The 16090-nt window shown below is 63.5% G+C and carries 13 protein-coding genes; 7 read left to right on the top strand and 6 right to left on the bottom strand.

Annotated elements, in window-relative coordinates; translation table 11 throughout:
• Window positions 1–505: 505 nt before the first annotated feature.
• Entirely contained in the window at window positions 506–2911 is a 2406-nt protein-coding gene (locus ACQKOE_RS09730) for a TonB-dependent receptor (protein ID WP_427512610.1), read from the bottom strand.
• Window positions 2912–3117: 206 nt separating this feature from the next.
• Between ACQKOE_RS09730 and ACQKOE_RS09725 the strand changes: the two genes are divergently transcribed.
• From ACQKOE_RS09725 to ACQKOE_RS09700, 6 genes are read left to right on the top strand one after another with little or no spacing between them, the layout of a single operon-like run.
• Window positions 3118–5118 (top strand): alpha-glucosidase, encoded by a 2001-nt coding sequence (locus ACQKOE_RS09725; RefSeq protein ID WP_427512934.1) that lies wholly within the window; start codon window positions 3118–3120, stop codon window positions 5116–5118.
• On the top strand, window positions 5115–6128 hold the full coding sequence (locus tag ACQKOE_RS09720) for a LacI family DNA-binding transcriptional regulator (protein WP_427512609.1): 1014 nt from the start codon (window positions 5115–5117) through the stop codon (window positions 6126–6128). Before ACQKOE_RS09725 ends, ACQKOE_RS09720 begins: the two co-directional genes overlap by 4 nt.
• On the top strand, window positions 6125–7039 hold the full coding sequence (locus ACQKOE_RS09715) for an aldo/keto reductase (protein ID WP_427512608.1): 915 nt from the start codon (window positions 6125–6127) through the stop codon (window positions 7037–7039). The genes ACQKOE_RS09720 and ACQKOE_RS09715 overlap by 4 nt, the downstream gene beginning before the upstream one ends.
• Window positions 7036–8130 carry an LLM class flavin-dependent oxidoreductase gene (locus ACQKOE_RS09710; protein WP_427512607.1) on the top strand — a complete coding sequence of 365 codons (1095 nt, stop codon included), beginning with the start codon at window positions 7036–7038 and terminating at the stop codon, window positions 8128–8130. Before ACQKOE_RS09715 ends, ACQKOE_RS09710 begins: the two co-directional genes overlap by 4 nt.
• A 25-nt stretch (window positions 8131–8155) precedes the next feature.
• The gene (locus ACQKOE_RS09705; protein ID WP_427512606.1) at window positions 8156–8731 is read left to right on the top strand and encodes an NADPH-dependent FMN reductase; all 576 of its coding nucleotides are present in this window, start codon (window positions 8156–8158) and stop codon (window positions 8729–8731) included.
• On the top strand, window positions 8728–9318 hold the full coding sequence (locus ACQKOE_RS09700) for a 3,4-dihydroxy-2-butanone-4-phosphate synthase (RefSeq protein ID WP_427512605.1): 591 nt from the start codon (window positions 8728–8730) through the stop codon (window positions 9316–9318). The genes ACQKOE_RS09705 and ACQKOE_RS09700 overlap by 4 nt, the downstream gene beginning before the upstream one ends.
• Window positions 9319–9403: 85 nt before the next feature.
• On the opposite strand, the gene ACQKOE_RS09695 is transcribed toward ACQKOE_RS09700, so the two are convergent.
• Entirely contained in the window at window positions 9404–12913 is a 3510-nt protein-coding gene (locus ACQKOE_RS09695; RefSeq protein WP_427512604.1) for a hypothetical protein, read from the bottom strand.
• On the opposite strand from ACQKOE_RS09695, the gene ACQKOE_RS09690 reads away from it, so the two are divergent.
• Window positions 12906–13073: a hypothetical protein gene (locus ACQKOE_RS09690; protein ID WP_427512603.1), complete on the top strand. Its 168-nt coding sequence runs from the start codon at window positions 12906–12908 to the stop codon at window positions 13071–13073. The two genes, ACQKOE_RS09695 and ACQKOE_RS09690, sit on opposite strands and share 8 nt — an antisense overlap.
• 162 nt (window positions 13074–13235) lie before the next feature.
• Here the strand turns inward: ACQKOE_RS09690 and ACQKOE_RS09685 are convergent, their stop codons facing one another.
• The 4 genes from ACQKOE_RS09685 to ACQKOE_RS09670 all read right to left on the bottom strand — a co-directional run bounded on the left by ACQKOE_RS09685 (window position 13236) and on the right by ACQKOE_RS09670 (window position 15938).
• On the bottom strand, window positions 13236–13604 hold the full coding sequence (locus ACQKOE_RS09685; RefSeq protein WP_427512602.1) for a hypothetical protein: 369 nt from the start codon (window positions 13602–13604) through the stop codon (window positions 13236–13238).
• Window positions 13605–13681: 77 nt separating this feature from the next.
• The gene (locus ACQKOE_RS09680; RefSeq protein WP_427512601.1) at window positions 13682–14677 is read right to left on the bottom strand and encodes a hypothetical protein; all 996 of its coding nucleotides are present in this window, start codon (window positions 14675–14677) and stop codon (window positions 13682–13684) included.
• Window positions 14678–14704: 27 nt separating this feature from the next.
• Window positions 14705–15244, bottom strand: a complete 540-nt coding sequence (locus ACQKOE_RS09675) for a hypothetical protein (RefSeq protein WP_427512600.1) — start codon at window positions 15242–15244, stop codon at window positions 14705–14707.
• Window positions 15245–15254: 10 nt separating this feature from the next.
• On the bottom strand, window positions 15255–15938 hold the full coding sequence (locus ACQKOE_RS09670; protein WP_374591920.1) for an AAA family ATPase: 684 nt from the start codon (window positions 15936–15938) through the stop codon (window positions 15255–15257).
• Between the last annotated feature and the right edge of the window lie 152 nt (window positions 15939–16090).

Raw genomic sequence — 16090 nt, 5'->3', positions numbered from 1 at the left:
CGCCGGAAGTGGTACGGGTCGCACGCTAGCTAATTCTCCGGTCGCAGCAGCCCGGCACACGCATATCGTGTGCCGGGCTGTTTCTTGTGGGGAGGGTGGGGATGTCTTGGCCTGGCCCGAAACACGACGTCGGGGCGAACCAGCAAACGCCAGGTCCGGCCGCCAACCACTCGTCATGCTGAACTTATTTCAGCATCCATTTTGCCGACTGACCCATGGCCTGAGTGGCGCGATGGACCCTGAAACAAGTTCAGGGTGACGTTGGGGGCTGTCCGACAGCGCGCCAAGACGAACTGTGCCACCAAACCTTCTGACTAGACTGGCAAAGTAATGCGTCATGCTGAACTTGTTTCAGCATCCATTGGGCCGACTGACCCACGGCCTGAGCGGCGCCATGGACCCTGAAACAAGTTCAGGGAGACGGCAGTCAAGACGGTTGCGGCCCAATGAAAAGGGCCCCCGGATCGCTCCGGAGGCCCTCATGCTTTTGTCCTGGCGGCTGAACTTAGAAGTTCACCCGGGCGCTGACGCCCCAGTAGCGATCCGCATCGCGCGGGATCTGATAGCGGTAGGAACCGCTGACCCCGCCGCTGTTGATCGCAGCGGCATAGCTCTTGTCGAACAGGTTGCGGACGATCAGGCTGACCTTCCACGCATCATCCTGATCGACCAGCGAGACCGAGGCATTGACCAGGGCATAGGCCGGGATCGTGCCAAGCTCGCGCTCGACCGGGTTGGCCGAGAAGAGCGACAGCTGCTCCGACTGGAAGTTCATCGAGCTGCCAAACACCACGTCGGCAAAGCCTTCCATCGGGAACTTCTGTTCCAGCGAGAGCGAGCCCTTCCAGGTGGGCGCATAGCCAAGCTTCGTCCCTTCCGGAATGATCGCGGTGGCAGCGGCTCCCGGGGGCGCATTGAACTTCACTACGTGGGCATCGGTGACAGCCAGGCCGCCGCTGATCGTGGTGTTGCGGGTCGGACGATAGTTCAGGTCCATTTCGATCCCGCTGCTGGAGATCGAACCGGCATTGGTAAAGCGGGTGACGACCACGCCGGCAACCAGGTCCGGATTGTTGGCCTGGAAGTTCTTGTACTTGGCGTAGAAGGCCGCGATGTTCAGCGTCATCTTCCCGTCAAGGAAGGTGTTCTTCAAGCCGATTTCGAACGAGTCGGAAGTTTCCGGCTCGATCACGTTGGTGCCGGTCGGCGTCAGGTTGAAGAAGACGTTGTAGGCCGGACCCTTGTAGCCACGGGCATAGGATGCATAGCCCATGGTATCGTCGCTGAAGTCATACTGCAGCGCGACCTTGCCCGACACGTTGTCATTGCTGGTCTTGGTGCGGAACGGCACGCCATTGGACTTGGCCAGGCCCGCCGTAACCGCTGCGGACGGGGCAACGTTGAGCGCCAGCTGACGCAGGTATTCGTCATAGACGCCCTGGTCGAAGTTGGCCTGGATGCCCGGTGCCGAATTCGGCGTGTTGCTGGACTTGCGCGAATGGAACACCGAGAGCTTGTCGTTGGTGTAGCGCAGGCCGCCGATCAGGCGGGCCTTTTCGCCGATCTTCAACGTCGCCTGGGTGAATGCGGCAAAGTTGTTGAAGACCGAACCGAAGGTTGCCGTGCCGGAGTAGAGCACCGAGGGGTTCGCGTTGGCGCTGCCGCAGGGGATCAACACGTTGGTCGGCGCACCGGTCACTGCGGTGCAGCTCACCACGTTGCGGGTGAAGGTACGCTCGCTTTCGGCGCGCGAGTAGTAGAGTCCGACAACGTAGGACAGGGTCTGGTCTGCCGGCGAGGTCAGGCGCAGTTCCTGGCTGAAGGTGTTGGAGGTCTGCGGGCCATTGTCATGCAGCTGGTTGAACCCGACATAGGCGCGCGGCAGCCAGTCGCCGTCGCGGATTTCGGTGTTGTCCCAGCCGCGATAGGCGGTGATCGAGGTCAGCGAGTGGGTGCCGACGTCCAGGTCGACCTGGCCGGAAACGCCCCAGCCCTGCTCCTTGGTCGAAGTGACCAGGTTCTGGGCGACTTCGCGGGTGTCCGATCCCTCCGGGGTGGGCAGCGCGGTGAAGCCGAGGCTGGTGCTCGCCGCGCCAGTGCCGGTCAGCGGACCGGTGGCGATGATTTCGGCGCAGCAATCGTCGTCGTTCTTGTAATAGTCTGCCGCCAGGTAGACGCGCAGGTTGTCGCCCGGTTCATAGAGGAACTGGCCGCGCACGCCGTAGTGCTTGTAGCCGTTGACCCATTCGTTGGTCGTGACGTTGCGGATGTTGCCGTCATAGGAACCGAAGAAACCGGTAACGCGGGCCGCCATGTCCTGGCCCAGCGGCAGGTTCACGGCACCCTTCAGGCGCATTTCGTTGCGGTCGAAATAGCTGGCTTCCAGGCTGCCGCCGAATTCGAACTTGGGCATCTGGGTGGTGATGTTGACCACGCCGGCCGATGCGTTCTTGCCGAACAGGGTGCCCTGCGGGCCACGCAGGACTTCGATCTGGGCCACGTCTACCATGTCGGAGAAGGCTTCGCCCGAGCGCGAGTAGACCACGCCGTCAACCACGGTCGAAACCGAAGGCTCACCCGCGATAGAGAAGTTGGCCGTGCCAACGCCGCGCAGGAAGATGGTCTGGTTCAGCGTGGTGCCCGACTTCTGGAAGTTGAGCGAAGGAACCAGCTGGCTGGCGCTTTCGATGCTGGGGCGGTTGGTATCGGACAGGGCATCGCCGGTGATGACCGAAACGGCGAGCGGGACGGACTGCAGGCTTTCCGAACGCTTCTGCGCGGTCACCACGATTTCGCCGGGTGCCTGATCGTCTTCCGCGGCGCCATCCTGGGCATAGGCCGGAGCGGCAAATGCGCTGAGCGCCAAAATTGCAGCCGATGCGCGAAGCACAGCTTTCTTGGGGGAATTCATGGGTTTTCCTTCCTCTCTCCCAGGCCGGAAGTGCGGCCGTGGTTGCTACGAACCTAGGCTGAGGCGGTGAACTGCGTTTCGCCCCCTTGCCATTTGTGAGGCTTGAAATGCGGTGAATGGCTCGATATGTCAAGCGGTGTCATACAGAGAAGCACGGGGGCGTGGCATAAGTGTCACAGCACCCGGGGACGAGGAACGAAGCGGCGGTGCAGACCGGATTTTCCATTACCGAACAGGGCTTTGACCTGCACTTCGCGGGCCGTCTCGTCCTGTCGCACAATTCTGATTCGCCCGTCCTGGCCATGGCGCGGGGCAATCCGAACGTGGAGATGGTGCGCGGCAACTTCCGGATCGAGGATGCACCCGATGGCCTGATCGCGCCGACCCGCTTCACTCTTGAAGGCGACTGCGTGGAACTGTCGGACGAGGGCGGGCCTGCCGCGCGCCTCGTCCTCGACGGCCACGCCCTGCGCGCCGAACTGCTGCGTCCGGGCTATGACCGCCTGCACCTCTATTTCGCCGCCGAACCGGGTGAAACCGTCTGGGGCGGCGGCGAGCAGATGAGCTACCTCGCGCTCAATGGCCGGGCCTTTCCGATCTGGACCAGCGAACCCGGCGTCGGCCGCGACAAGACCACCGAACTGACACGCCTGATGGACGAACAGGGCATGGCGGGCGGCGATTACTGGAATACCAATTACCCGCAGCCGACCTTCCTCACCTCGCGCTGGATTGCGGTCCATTGCACCAGCGAGGCCTATTCGGTGCTCGATTTCACCGAGGCGAACGCACACCACGTCGAAGTGTGGAGCGGTGCAGCCGCGTTCGAACTGTTCGCAGCAGAGGATCCGCTGGACCTGGTCGGGCAATTGTCGGCGCGCTTCGGCCGTCAGCCGCCCTTACCCGACTGGGCGATTGGCGGGGCCATTGTCGGTCTGAAGGACGGCGCGCGCAGCTTTGAGCGGCTGGAGCAGTTCATCCAGGCTGGAACCGCCGTGTCCGGCCTGTGGTGCGAGGACTGGGCGGGCATCCGCGAAACCAGCTTTGGCCGCCGCCTGTTCTGGGACTGGCGGCGCGACAACCAGCGCTTCCCCGATCTGCCGCAGCGCATTGCCGGGTTGGCCGCGCGCGGCATCCGGTTCCTCGCCTATGCCAACCCCTATCTGTCCAACGATGGCATCCTTTACGAGGAAGCGCGCGAGGGCGGGCATTTCTGCCTGCGCCAGGATTCGGACGAGGTCTATCTGGTCGACTTCGGCGAGTTCGATTGCGGCGTGCTGGACTTCACCCGCGAGGAAACCCGCGCCTGGTTTGCCGAAAAGGTCCTGGGCCGCGAAATGCTCGACATCGGGATTTCCGGATGGATGGCAGACTTCGGCGAATACCTGCCGACCGACGTGCGGCTCGCCGATGGATCGGACCCGATGGAAGCGCACAACCGATGGCCGGTGCTGTGGGGCGAAGTCAATGCGCGCGCCGTGGAGAGCCGGGGCAAGACCGGCGATGCGGTGTTCTTCATGCGCGCCGGTTTTTCGGGCGTGCAGCAATATTGCCCGCTGCTCTGGGCCGGGGACCAGTCGGTCGATTTCACCCGGCATGACGGAATTGGAACGGTGATTACCGGCGCGCTTTCCGCGGGCCTGGTCGGCAATGCCTACAGCCATTCCGATTGCGGCGGCTATACCTCGCTCCATGGCAATGTCCGCTCGATCGAACTGATGCAGCGCTGGTGCGAGCTGGCGGCCTTCGCGCCGGTCATGCGCAGCCACGAAGGCAACCGCCCGGACGACAACCTGCAATATGACAGCACCAGCGAACTGCTGTCCTGCTTTGCGCGGTGGAGCCGGGTCCACGCCCATCTGGCGCCCTATGTCCGCCACCTGTGCGACGAGGCGGCGGAGCTGGGCCTGCCTGCCCAGCGCGCGCTGTTTTTGCACTATCCTGACGATGCCGCCCTCTTTGCGGTACAGGACCAATACCTCTACGGTGCCGACCTGCTGGTGGCGCCAGTGATCGAGGAGGGGGCCTTATCGCGCGAAGTGGTGCTGCCGGGCGAGGGCCCGTGGCGGCATTGCTGGACGGGTCAGGATTTTGCGCCCGGAACCCGTGTGGTCTCCGCTCCGATCGGCCAGCCACCGGTATTCTACCGGCCGGACAGCGCCTTTGCGCCGCTGTTCGCCGGATTGCCGGAGGTTCTGGGGAAATGAGCGAACGTTCCAATATCCGCGATGTGGCTGCCCTTGCCGGGGTGGCGGTGAAGACGGTCAGCCGCGTGCTGAACGCCCACCCCTATGTCAGCGCCGATACCAGGGAGCGGGTCGAAAAGGCGATGCGCGAGCTGGACTTCCGGCCCTCGGTCGCGGCGCGGATCCTGTCTGGCGCAAAGTCCAACCAGGTCGCGCTGATCTATGACAATCACAGCCCCTACTACATGTTCCAGATCCAGACCGGGTGCTGGGATTTCTGCCGCGAGAATGGCATCCGCCTGCTCGCCCAGCCCGTCGACGTGGCCGATCCGCAAGTGGGCGAACAGGTGCGCGGGCTGGTCACCGAAACCCATGTCGACGGGATCATCCTGTCCTCGCCCGTGACCGATTGCGATCCGGTGCTGCGCGCGCTGGAATCGATGGACATTCCCTTCGTCCGCATTTCGCCCGGTACCAACCATGCCCTGACCAGCTCGGTCTTCATGGACGATGCCCAGGCAGCGGATGACATGACCACACATCTGATCAATGCGGGGCACCGCCGCATCGGCTTTATCAAGGGCCACCCCAACCACATGGCATCGGACGACCGCCTGTTCGGCTATCGCCGCGCGCTGGACCGCGCGGGCATCGCCTATGAGCCGGGCCTGGTCTGCGATGGGGAATTCGATTTCGAAAGCGGCGTGCGGGCGGGCAATTACCTGCTCGACCTGCCGGACCGGCCGAGCGCGATCTTTGCTTCGAACGACGACATGGCGGCAGGCGTTCTGGCCGTGGCCCATGATCGCCAGATGAACCTGCCGGCAGACCTTTCGGTTGCCGGGTTCGACGATACGACCCTGGCCCGCACTGTCTGGCCGCCGCTGACAACGATCCACCAGCCGATGGCGGAGCTTGCCCGCACCGCCACGGAAATCCTCATCGCCGGGGGTGACATTACCCACCGCCGCCTGCCCCATACCCTTGTCGAGCGCGCCTCTGTCGCGCCCCCTTTCAGGAAGACCACATGAGCGAATTGCCCCTGCCCCCTGCCACCCGCACGCTTGGTGCCAGTGGAATTGCCATTTCCCCGATTGCCTGGGGGATGTGGCGCCTGGCCGAGAATGGCCGCACCCCGGCGGATGCGGCGCGCCTGGTTCATGCGGCGCTGGATGCGGGGATCAACTTCCTCGACACGGCTGACATCTATGGTTTCAACGGCGCGGACGGGTTCGGCGATGCCGAAGCGCTGCTGGGCGAAGTCCTGGCGGCAGAGCCGGGCCTGCGCAGCCGCATGGTCCTGGCCAGCAAGGGCGGGATCATGCCGCCACTGCCCTATGACCAGAGCGCCGGATACCTCCAGAGCGCGCTGGATGCTTCGCTGCGCCGGATGAAGGTGGAGACGATCGACCTTTACCAGATCCACCGGCCCGACATTCTGGCTCACCCGCAGGAAGTGGCGCGGGTGCTGGACGATGCGGTCGCCGCGGGCAAGATCCGCACCATCGGCGTGTCCAACTTCACCGTGCACCAGACCGCCGCGCTCAACCAGTTCCTCGGCAACAAGCTGGTTGCCACCCAGCCGGAAATCAGTCCGCTGCGGATCACCTGCTTTGAAAATGGCGAGCTGGACCAGGCGATGATGCTGGGCCTGACCCCGCTGGCCTGGTCGCCGCTGGGCGGCGGGCGTCTGGTCTATCCCGCCAGCGAGCGCGACCGCGCCGTTGCGGCAGAGCTGGACCGCGTGGCCGCAAATTACGGCGTGTCGCGCTCGGTCGCCGCCTATTCGTGGCTGATGGCCCATCCGGCGGGGATCGTCCCGATCATCGGATCGCAGCAACCCGCCCGCATCCTTGAAGGGGCGGCTGCCCTGCAAGTGCAATGGAACCGGACCGACTGGTACGCCGTGCTGGTCGCCGCACGAGGAGAACGACTGCCATGACCCAGACCCAACCGCAGTGCGAAATTTCGTGGTTCTCTGCCCTGTGCGATGACGATTACGAGTTCCTGGGCGTGCCCGATCCCTATCTGGCGTCCAGCTGGGAACACTGCCGCAACATCGTGCTGCGTGCGGAAGAGGGCGGGTTCGACAATATCCTGCTGCCGTCGGGCTATCAGCTGGGACTGGACACCACGGCCTTTGCCGCAGCGGTCGCCACCCAGGTCCGGCGGATCAAGCTGCTCTGGGCCACGCGCATGGGCGAAGACTGGCCGCCGCAGCTGGCGCGGCGCATCGCCACGCTGGACCGCATCCTGGGCCCCAATGCTGCGGGCACCGGCGGGCGGCTCAACGTCAACATCATCTCGTCCGACATGCCGGGGGAAAAGATCGAAAGCGGCCCGCGCTATACCCGCGCGACCGAGATCATGAAGATCGTCCGCACCCTGCTGAACGGCGAGCATCTGGATTTCCAGGGCGAGTTCTTCAACCTGAAGCTCGATCCGCCCCGCATCTCCACGATCTCCGGCAAGTGCCCCGCATTCTACTTCGGCGGTCTCAGCCACGAAGCCCGCGAGTGCGCGGCCGAGGCGGCGGATGTCTACCTGATGTGGCCGGACACGATGGACAAGGTCCGCGAAACCGTGGCCGACATGAAGGCCCGCGCCGCTGCCAAGGGCCGCAGCCTCAAGTTCGGCTACCGCGCCCACGTGATCGTGCGCGAAACCGAGGACGAGGCCCGCGCCTATGCCGACCGCCTGCTGTCCAAGCTGGACGAGCAGCAGGGCCAGGCGATCCGGGAAAAGTCGCTCGACGCCAAGAACTATGGGGTGCAGCGCCAGCAGGAACTGCGCAGCGCGGCCGATGGCGATGGCTTCGTGGAAGAGAACCTGTGGACCGGGATCAGCCGCGCGCGTTCCGGCTGCGGCGCCGCCATCGTCGGCACGCCGGACCAGGTGATTGCCAAGCTGCGCGCCTATCAGGACGCCGGGATGGAAGCTTTCATCCTGTCCGGCTATCCCCATGTGAACGAGTGCGATATGTTCGCGCGTTATGTGCTGCCGCAATTGCAGCACGGCCCGCTGACGATCTGATCAGACCAGAAATAGAGGTGCAATCTTGACCATCCGGATCGTCGCCCTGGGCGGCACCGTCAATCCCGGCTCCACCACCGAACAGGCGCTGCGCCTGGCGGCAGGTACGGCGGCTGCCGCTGGGGCGGAAGTGCAGGTGTTCGGGGGGGAATACCTCTCCACCCTGGCGCACTATGGCAGCGGCGCGCACCAGAAGGGCGATGGCGGCGAACTGGTCGAGGCGGTCCGCGCCGCCGATGGCGTGCTGATTGCGGCGCCGGGTTATCACGGCACCATTTCCGGCCTGGTCAAGAACGCGCTCGACTATCTGGAGGACCTGTCCAAGGACAGCCGCCCCTATCTCGATGGCCGCGCCGTCGGCCTGATCGCCACCGCCTATGGCGACCAGGCGACGATGAGCACGCTGATCACCATGCGCGCCATCGTTCACGCCCTGCGCGGCTGGCCCACGCCGATGGGAGCGACGATCCGGACCTATCACGGCCTGTTCTCGCCCGACGGCGAATGCCTTGAGGATCGGGCGCGGATGCAGTTGGAAATGGTCGGGCACCAGGTCGTGCGCGGGGCGCGGGCCTTTGCCGGGGTGCAGGACGGGCAATGACCAGGGCGCTGGACCGGGCGATTGCCGCGCTGGCCGCTGGCGAAGTGATCGTGCTGACCGGTGACCGGCTGCGCGGCGGGGACATCGACTTCGCCGTCGCCGCCCGCCACGCAACGGCGGAAGCGATCAACTTCATGGCCACCCACGGCAAGGGCCTGATCTGTCTGGCGCTGACTCCGGCCCAGGCGATGCGGCTGGGGATCAGCCTGATCAATCCGGGCAGCGACCGCCAGTCGGGCCGCCCGCATGGCCGCTCCATCGAAGCGCGGACCGGCGTTTCGACTGGCATTTCCGCGGCGGACCGGGCGCGCACCGTGGCCGTGGCCGTCGATCCGGCCTCGACCGGAGACGACCTCGTTTCTCCCGGCCATGTCTTCCCGCTGATCGCTGCACCCGGCGGGGTTGCAGAGCGTCCGGCGGCATTGGAAGCTTCGATTGAACTGGTCCGCCGCGCCGGGGCGGGTGAAGCGGCGGTGATTTGCGCGATCATGCGCGAGGATGGCGAAATGGCCCGGCTGGATGACCTGGCCGACCTGATCGCCCAGCACGGCCTGGCCGTTGCGGACATCGGCGACCTCGTCGCCTAGCACTTGAACCAGGGCTGAAACAGGATCACCCCCGCGCCGCCGGGCGCGAGGGTGACCGCTGTTTCCTGTGGTGGTTTCGCTCGGATCAGAAGTTGAAGCGAATGCCACCCGAGACGCTGGCGTGGGTCTTGTCGCTGAAGGCCTCGCCGCGCAGCGATGCGGCGACCGACAGGGATACCCCCGGCAGGACTTCATAGCCCAGTTCGGCCGTGCCCGTGCCGCGGAACTTCTTCGCCGGGGCCGTATTGGCCAGCGAGAAGCTGGGCAGGTCGTCGATCAGGCTGGTGCCGGCATAGGCATCGCTGTTCGACTTGAGGTCGAAGTCCGCCCCGGCGCCGAGCTTGTAGTGGACCTTTTCGCCCAGCTTGCCGGACAGAACGGCTCCGGCCCGGCCCGTCGTGGTGCGCTGGCCATAGGCGGCGTAGGAGAGCGGGTATTCCACCGTATCCGTCGCGGTTTCGGCATAGGCTTCGCGTTCGACGCTGACCCGTTGCAGGCCCAGGTAGGGGGTCAGGCGGGTGTGGGCGCCCAGCTTGATCCCGTAGCCCAGTTCCGCACCGAGCGCCCAGCTCTTGACCTGGGCATGGCCTTTACCGGCTTCGGTGTCCTGCAAGGCGTTCGGACGGGTGATCGACACTTGGGAAGTGTTCGTTGCGCCCACGATCCGGACCTGCAGGCCATCGCCGTGGTCATGCTGCGAATAGCCAAGGTAGCCACCGAAGATAGGCTTCTTGTCGCCGCGATGGACGCCGTGCAGATTGCTGCTGTGGCTCATCGGCACTTCGACGAAGGCCCCGGCGCGCAGCTTGGAGCTGAGGCGGACGCCCAGGGCAAAGGTGCCGCTGGTTTCGCGTTCCTCGTCCATGGCGGTGCGGCGCACGTCGAACGACAGGCAGACGCCTGTGCTGCCGAAGCTGGAGCAATCGGTTGCCAGGGCATTGTTGATCAATGCGGCCCGGTTGCGCAGCGCGGTCAGGACTTCGTCGCGGCTATAGCCCAGTTCCAGCAGGGTATTGGCCACGTCAGGGCCAAGCAGGATCACGGCCAGGTCCCAGGTTCCAGCAGTCGCCGGGTCGGCCAGCAGGGTCCACAGCGCGCGTCCGACCGTCCCCGTAAGCGGACCATTGATCGACGTGATACCCGCAAGGACATCTTCATAGGTGCCCTTCTTCAGCACCGAATTCGGCGTCAGGTTGAACGACTTGAGCACGCCATTGCCGTCTACAAACGCGAACTGCCCATAGTGCGTGGTTGACGTGATGTGCGCGACATAGTCGCCGGTAAACATCGCGCCGGTCAGCGAGAGCGGACCGAGCGAGCCCCCGGCTGTGAGGCCGCCCTGGGCATTGGTCACGTTGCCGATGGTGCCCGCGTTGCTGATCACGCCGCCCATGGTTCCCCAGTTGAGCAGGGTGTCCACCGTGCTCTCCGCCGCGTTGACAAGCCCGTAAACAGAGGCTGAGATCGTGCCGTGATTGACCAGCGAGGTGATGGCGTAGCTGTTGTAGATCGCCGTCGCCTGGCCGCTGATCGTGCCGGAGTTGCTCAGCGCTGCAATCGTGCCGGAATTGTAGATCCCGTTCGAGGTCAGCCCGACGATCTTTCCGCTGTTGTTCAGCGTTGCAATCGTGCCGCCGTTGTAGATGCCGTGGCTCTGGGTGGCTTCGATGGTGCCGCTGTTGCTGAGATCACCCATGGCGCCGCTGTTATAGAACCCATAGCTGCCACCACGGATGGTGCCGCTGTTGGTCAGCGAACCCATCGTGTCGCCGTTGTAGATGCCGTAATACGACGTGCCGATGATGCTTCCGGTATTGACGACATCTCCCATGAGAGTGGAGTTGTAGATGCCGTAGCTGTTACCGAAGATGGTTCCGTTGTTGGTGACGTTGCCGATCGTGTTGCTGTTGTAGATGCCGGCAGTCCCGCCCTGGATGGTGCCAGAGGCAGTATTGGTGATGTTGCCGAGCGTTCCGCCGGAAAGCCAGATACCCGTATATTCGAGGCCGTCGATCAGACCGCTATTGGTGATGTTGCCCATCGTGCCGCTGGCGTAGATGCCATACGAACCGCCCTGGATCGTGCCTTCGTTGGTGACCGAGCCGGCAGTTGCCGCCCTGCTGTAAATGCCCGCCGTGCCGCCGGTGATCTTTGCACTGGCGCCCAGGTTGGAAATGTCGCCCAGCGTACCGCGAAAGTTGTAAATGCCTGCGTCCCCGGTGCCCTGGATCACGCCGCTATTGGTGATCTTGCTGATCGTGCCGTCGCCGTTGTAAATCCCGTTCCGGTTGCCGCTGATGGTGCCGGCATTGGTCAGAAGGGTGACCGTGGCGGTGTTGTAGATGCCGTTGGTGCTGCCGGACACGGTCCCGCCCAGTTCGTTGGTCATGCTGCCGATCGTGCCATCGGCACTGTAGATCCCGGTATAGGTATCGCCTTTGATCGTGCCGCTGTTGGTCAGCGTGTTGATCGTACCGTAATTGACCAGGCCCGAACCGTCGCTGGTGATCGTGCCGCTGTTTGCGACGCTTCCCATCGTGCCTTCGTTGATCATGGCATAGAGGCCGTCGATCAGGCCCGCGTTGGTGATTTGGGTAATGGTTCCGGAATTGGAGACGCCGGCGTATCCGCCCTTGATATGACCGTCGGCCGTGTTGGTGAGCGTGCCGACCTGGCCATTGCTGACATCGATGGCATTGCGTACGGTGGCTTCGATCAGGTTGCTGTTGGTGATCGTGCCGATGGTCGCGTTTGAGAGCAGGTAAACCCCGGTCCTGCCCGTGATCGTCCCGCTGTTGTTCAGCGTGGTGATGGTCCCGCCGGTGTTGGCAATCGCGGTAAAGCCGCTGCTGATCGTGCCGCTGTTGGTGAGCGTGCCGATCGTGCTGGAAGTGTTCAGGATGGCCTGACCACCGGTGCCGCCCCCACCAACGATGTTACCGGAATTGTTGATCGAACCGATTGTACCACCGGTATAGTTCTTGATGCCGACATAGCCCGAAGAGATCGTGCCGGTATTGGTGATCGAATCGATGGTGCTGCCGTTGTTGTCGATCGCACCCGCCGTGCCGGAGACGATCGTGCCGCTGTTGTTGATCGCACCGATCGAACTGCCGCCTTCGACATGGATGCCGCCGCTCAGCTGCGCACGGATCGTACCGGCATTGTTGATCGTGTCGATCCGACCGCCATAATAAAGGCCCACCCCGGCATATCCGACCAGGCTGCTATTGCCGATCAGGGCGCCGGAAAGGTTGTTCAGCGTGCCGATCTTGCCCAGCTGGTCCACATAGACGCCAAAGCCATCGGTGATGATCTGGCCCGCATTGTTAAACGTGGTGATCGTGCCATCGACTTCAACCGATGTTCCCACGTCCGTTCCGGCCCAGTTGGAGTCGATGGTTCCGGTCGCGGTGTTGTCGAAAGTGGAGATGCTGACTCCTTCCTGCACGAAAACGCCGATCAATTGCTGCGGATTGCTCAGCAGAAGGATATAGCCGCTGTTTTCGAACGTGCCGGACGCTGGCGTGACCGGGCCTTCGCACGTTCCGGAGACGACCTGCACCGTCCCACAGGCGAGGGCCGGATTGGCCATCATTGCCGCGGCAAAGGCAATCGCCGATGCTCCCGCCGTCAGCGTCGCGCTTTTACCGGAAGAGTTCCGGCCGGAAGAGTTCCGGATCGTAGCAAATGCATTCCTCATCGTGTTCTCCAATTCCGAGAAGTCCGATGAGGCGTTTAAGCCGGTGCAATGAATGCGGCTTGATCGATGGGTTCGGTAAACATCCGTAATTGTTGCGGATACTTGCGCGTTTAACTGCGTTCGCGCTGGATAGAGGCGTTTTTGTTGCGCGAAAAAGGATCGGCCGGACGCAATTGCTTGCGCCCGGCCGTCGTGGCTCGATTGTCAGGTCCGATCAGACCGAGACGGACTTTTCGATGCTGGCCAGCTTGAAGCGGGCCATGGCCAGGTTGGCCTTTTCCTTGTCGAGGACGAGGTAGATGAACAGCCCCTTGCCCGAAGCGTCGGTCAGCGGACGGATCAGGTGGTACTGGCTGGTCAGGGTGATCAGCACGTCCTCGATCTTGTCCTTCAGGCCCAGGTCCTTCATGGTCTTTTCCTTGGCCTTCATCACGTTGGTGTTTCCTGCCGCAGCGACGTTCAGGTCCAGGCCGCGCGGAGTGCCCGCCGTGGCGAGGGCCATGCCGCTGGAGCTGTCCACCAGGGCCACGGCAACGGCGCCGTCGATTTCGAGGCAGGCATTGAGGTTTGCTTCAAGACTCATTTCAGTTCTCCATCATTTATGAGTGCAGGTTGTTTCGTCTTGAGCAGGGTGCGACCCGTTCAAGATCGGGATTAGGATCATAAGTCCGCGGATATTCTGGAAACCTTGAACTGGATCATCGCGGTATTTGCGGTGTCCTGGTCAGCGATTGTCAGGATGAACGAGTTCACGCCGAACTTGGACGCGATCGGCTGGATCAGGTAAAAGGCATCGGGCAGCGTGAAGAGCATGCTTTCGATCATCTGTTCCTGATCGGTCAGCCCGCCTACCAGCGCCTGCTTTTCGGACAGGACCTTGGCGCAGCCGATGGCCAGCTTTGCCACGTCGACCTTTCCAAACGCACCTTCAATCAGCAGCGGCTTGCGGCTTTCGCTATCGACCAGTGCGGCGCAGCGAACGCCGGGAACTTCGAGCAGCTCGGCCAGACGCGGCGCGCACAGTTCGGCGAGTTTTTCGTGCTCGGGTGAATTGTCCGAAGCGTCCGCCTTGACCGGTTCGGCCTTGCGCTGTTTCGTGGCGCGAACCGTCTGCGGCGGACAGTCCAGATCTTCCGCATCGACCGTACCGTTGATCGTGCCCCAGACGTAGTCGACTTCCTGCCCGTTGGAAGAGATCGGCAGGATGATCCCGCGATACTTCACGCGGTCATCGCGCAGATCCGAATAGATCGCTTCGAAGCCGATCGGGGCGCGGTTGGAGAAACACTGGAGATAGTGTTCGCTCAGCCGCGACAGCAGGGAGCGCGGCGGAACGTCGGCAATGGACTTGATCCGGGCCGCAGTCTCGGCTTCGCAGTCCTGCACCAGCAGATCGCCGATGTGCAGGAACTGCGGGTTCAGCACGTCCTCGCGCAGGTCCAGTACGAAGCTGGATACCAGCATTTCGGGAAAGTCCGATGCTTCCATTTCTGCCAGGGTCGGAAAGGCTTTCCCGCCCGCTGCATCCAGCCAGCAGTAATAGGCGCGCACTTGCAGCCGGCGTTCTTCCAGCTGCACCTGCTCGGCGGTGTCGTCCGCGTCCGGTCCATCGAGCACTTCATGCTCTGCTTCGGCAATTGGTCGCATCAGTGCCATCGTTTCTGATCCCGCGTCCCGGATGAACTAGTTCTGCCGGGCCGAACGAGCGGCCAGCCACTGTTCAAGCGCTTCGGAAATGGCGCGCTGCGCGGTCCAGCCGAGGCCATGACAGACCTCACGCAGCTGGCTGTAGCGTTCTTCATTGATGCGGACCGTCACCGCGCGACGCACTTCGCGGGTAACCGGCGGGTTGAGCGCCAGCAGCGAAGAGGCAGCACCCCCTGCCAGGGTTGCGGCCGGTGTATGGACCGCCTCGTCGCCTTCCGGCTCCAGCGGCGTTTCATCCAGCAGGGCCGCACCGGCGTTGAACTGGATGCGCTTGGCCAGGAAATCCTGCCGATCGGCGAAAAGGTCCGTTCCGGTCTCAAGCTGGCTGCTGGCAACTTCGTGAGCATCCTCGCCCATGTCGTTCCAGCCCAGGTCGTCCAGATCGGGCTGGTTTTCCGCCGACTGCTCGGTCTGGCGCAGGCTGGAGAAAAGCTGCGACCGCATGGCCGGACGGGCGCCGCCCTTGCGCGCGAGCAGGCCCGAGGTCAGTCCCGCCATCGGCTTGAATGCAGTCATCGCGCCCACCTCAAACAGCTTCGCGGCGGCCGAATTCCGCGCTGGGCCGCGCGGAGAAAACGGTGCGGCGGAAACCGACTTCAAGGCGTTCCTGGATATAGTTCCACAGGTGGGCGACTTCGGCCGCCGACTTGCCCGTCGGGTTCACTTCCATCACCGTGCGGCCGTCGATCATCGAGGCGGCAAAGTCGGTGCGGTTGTGCAGCACGACCGGCGCAACCGTGCCGTGTTCCGACAGGGCAATTACTGCCTCGCGCGTGATCGAAGCTCCGGGAGTGGCGGCGTTGACGGCAAAGATCAGCGGCTTGTTCGAACGCGCGCACAGTTCGACCGTCGCCCCGACGGCGCGCAGGTCATGCGGGCTGGGGCGCGTGGGGATGACGATCAGCTCAGCCACCGAAATGACTGAATTGATCGCCATGGTGATGGCCGGGGGCGTGTCGATCACGACCAGCTTGACCCCCTGGTTGCGCAGTTCCTGCAAGTCATGCGCAAGGCGTCCGACCGTGGTCTGGGCATAAAGCGGAAAGTCGTCTTCGCGCTCGTTCCACCAGTCGGCCAGCGAGCCTTGCGGATCGATGTCCACGACCGCGACGGGGCCAGCCCCGGTCAATTGCGCCTGAACGGCAATGTGTCCGGCCAGGGTGGTCTTTCCAGACCCGCCCTTTTGCGAGGCGAATGCAAGTACTCTCATAATGTGGTGCGGCCCGAATCAGCGACGACAAATCGTCCTATTTCCAGCTGCTTAGGGGCATGAATCTTACTTGATCGTTAAATGTAACAGGCAACCAAACGCGGTCCCGTTTCGGGAATTCGTTTACGCGGTTACAGGCCGCGCCCGACCGC

It is taken from the genome of Novosphingobium sp. NPDC080210 (assembly GCF_050281025.1).
In the GTDB taxonomy this organism is placed as follows: Bacteria; Pseudomonadota; Alphaproteobacteria; order Sphingomonadales; family Sphingomonadaceae; genus Novosphingobium.
The sequence above is the reverse complement of the archived record's forward strand: the minus strand, read 5'-3'. Positions and strand labels throughout refer to the sequence as shown.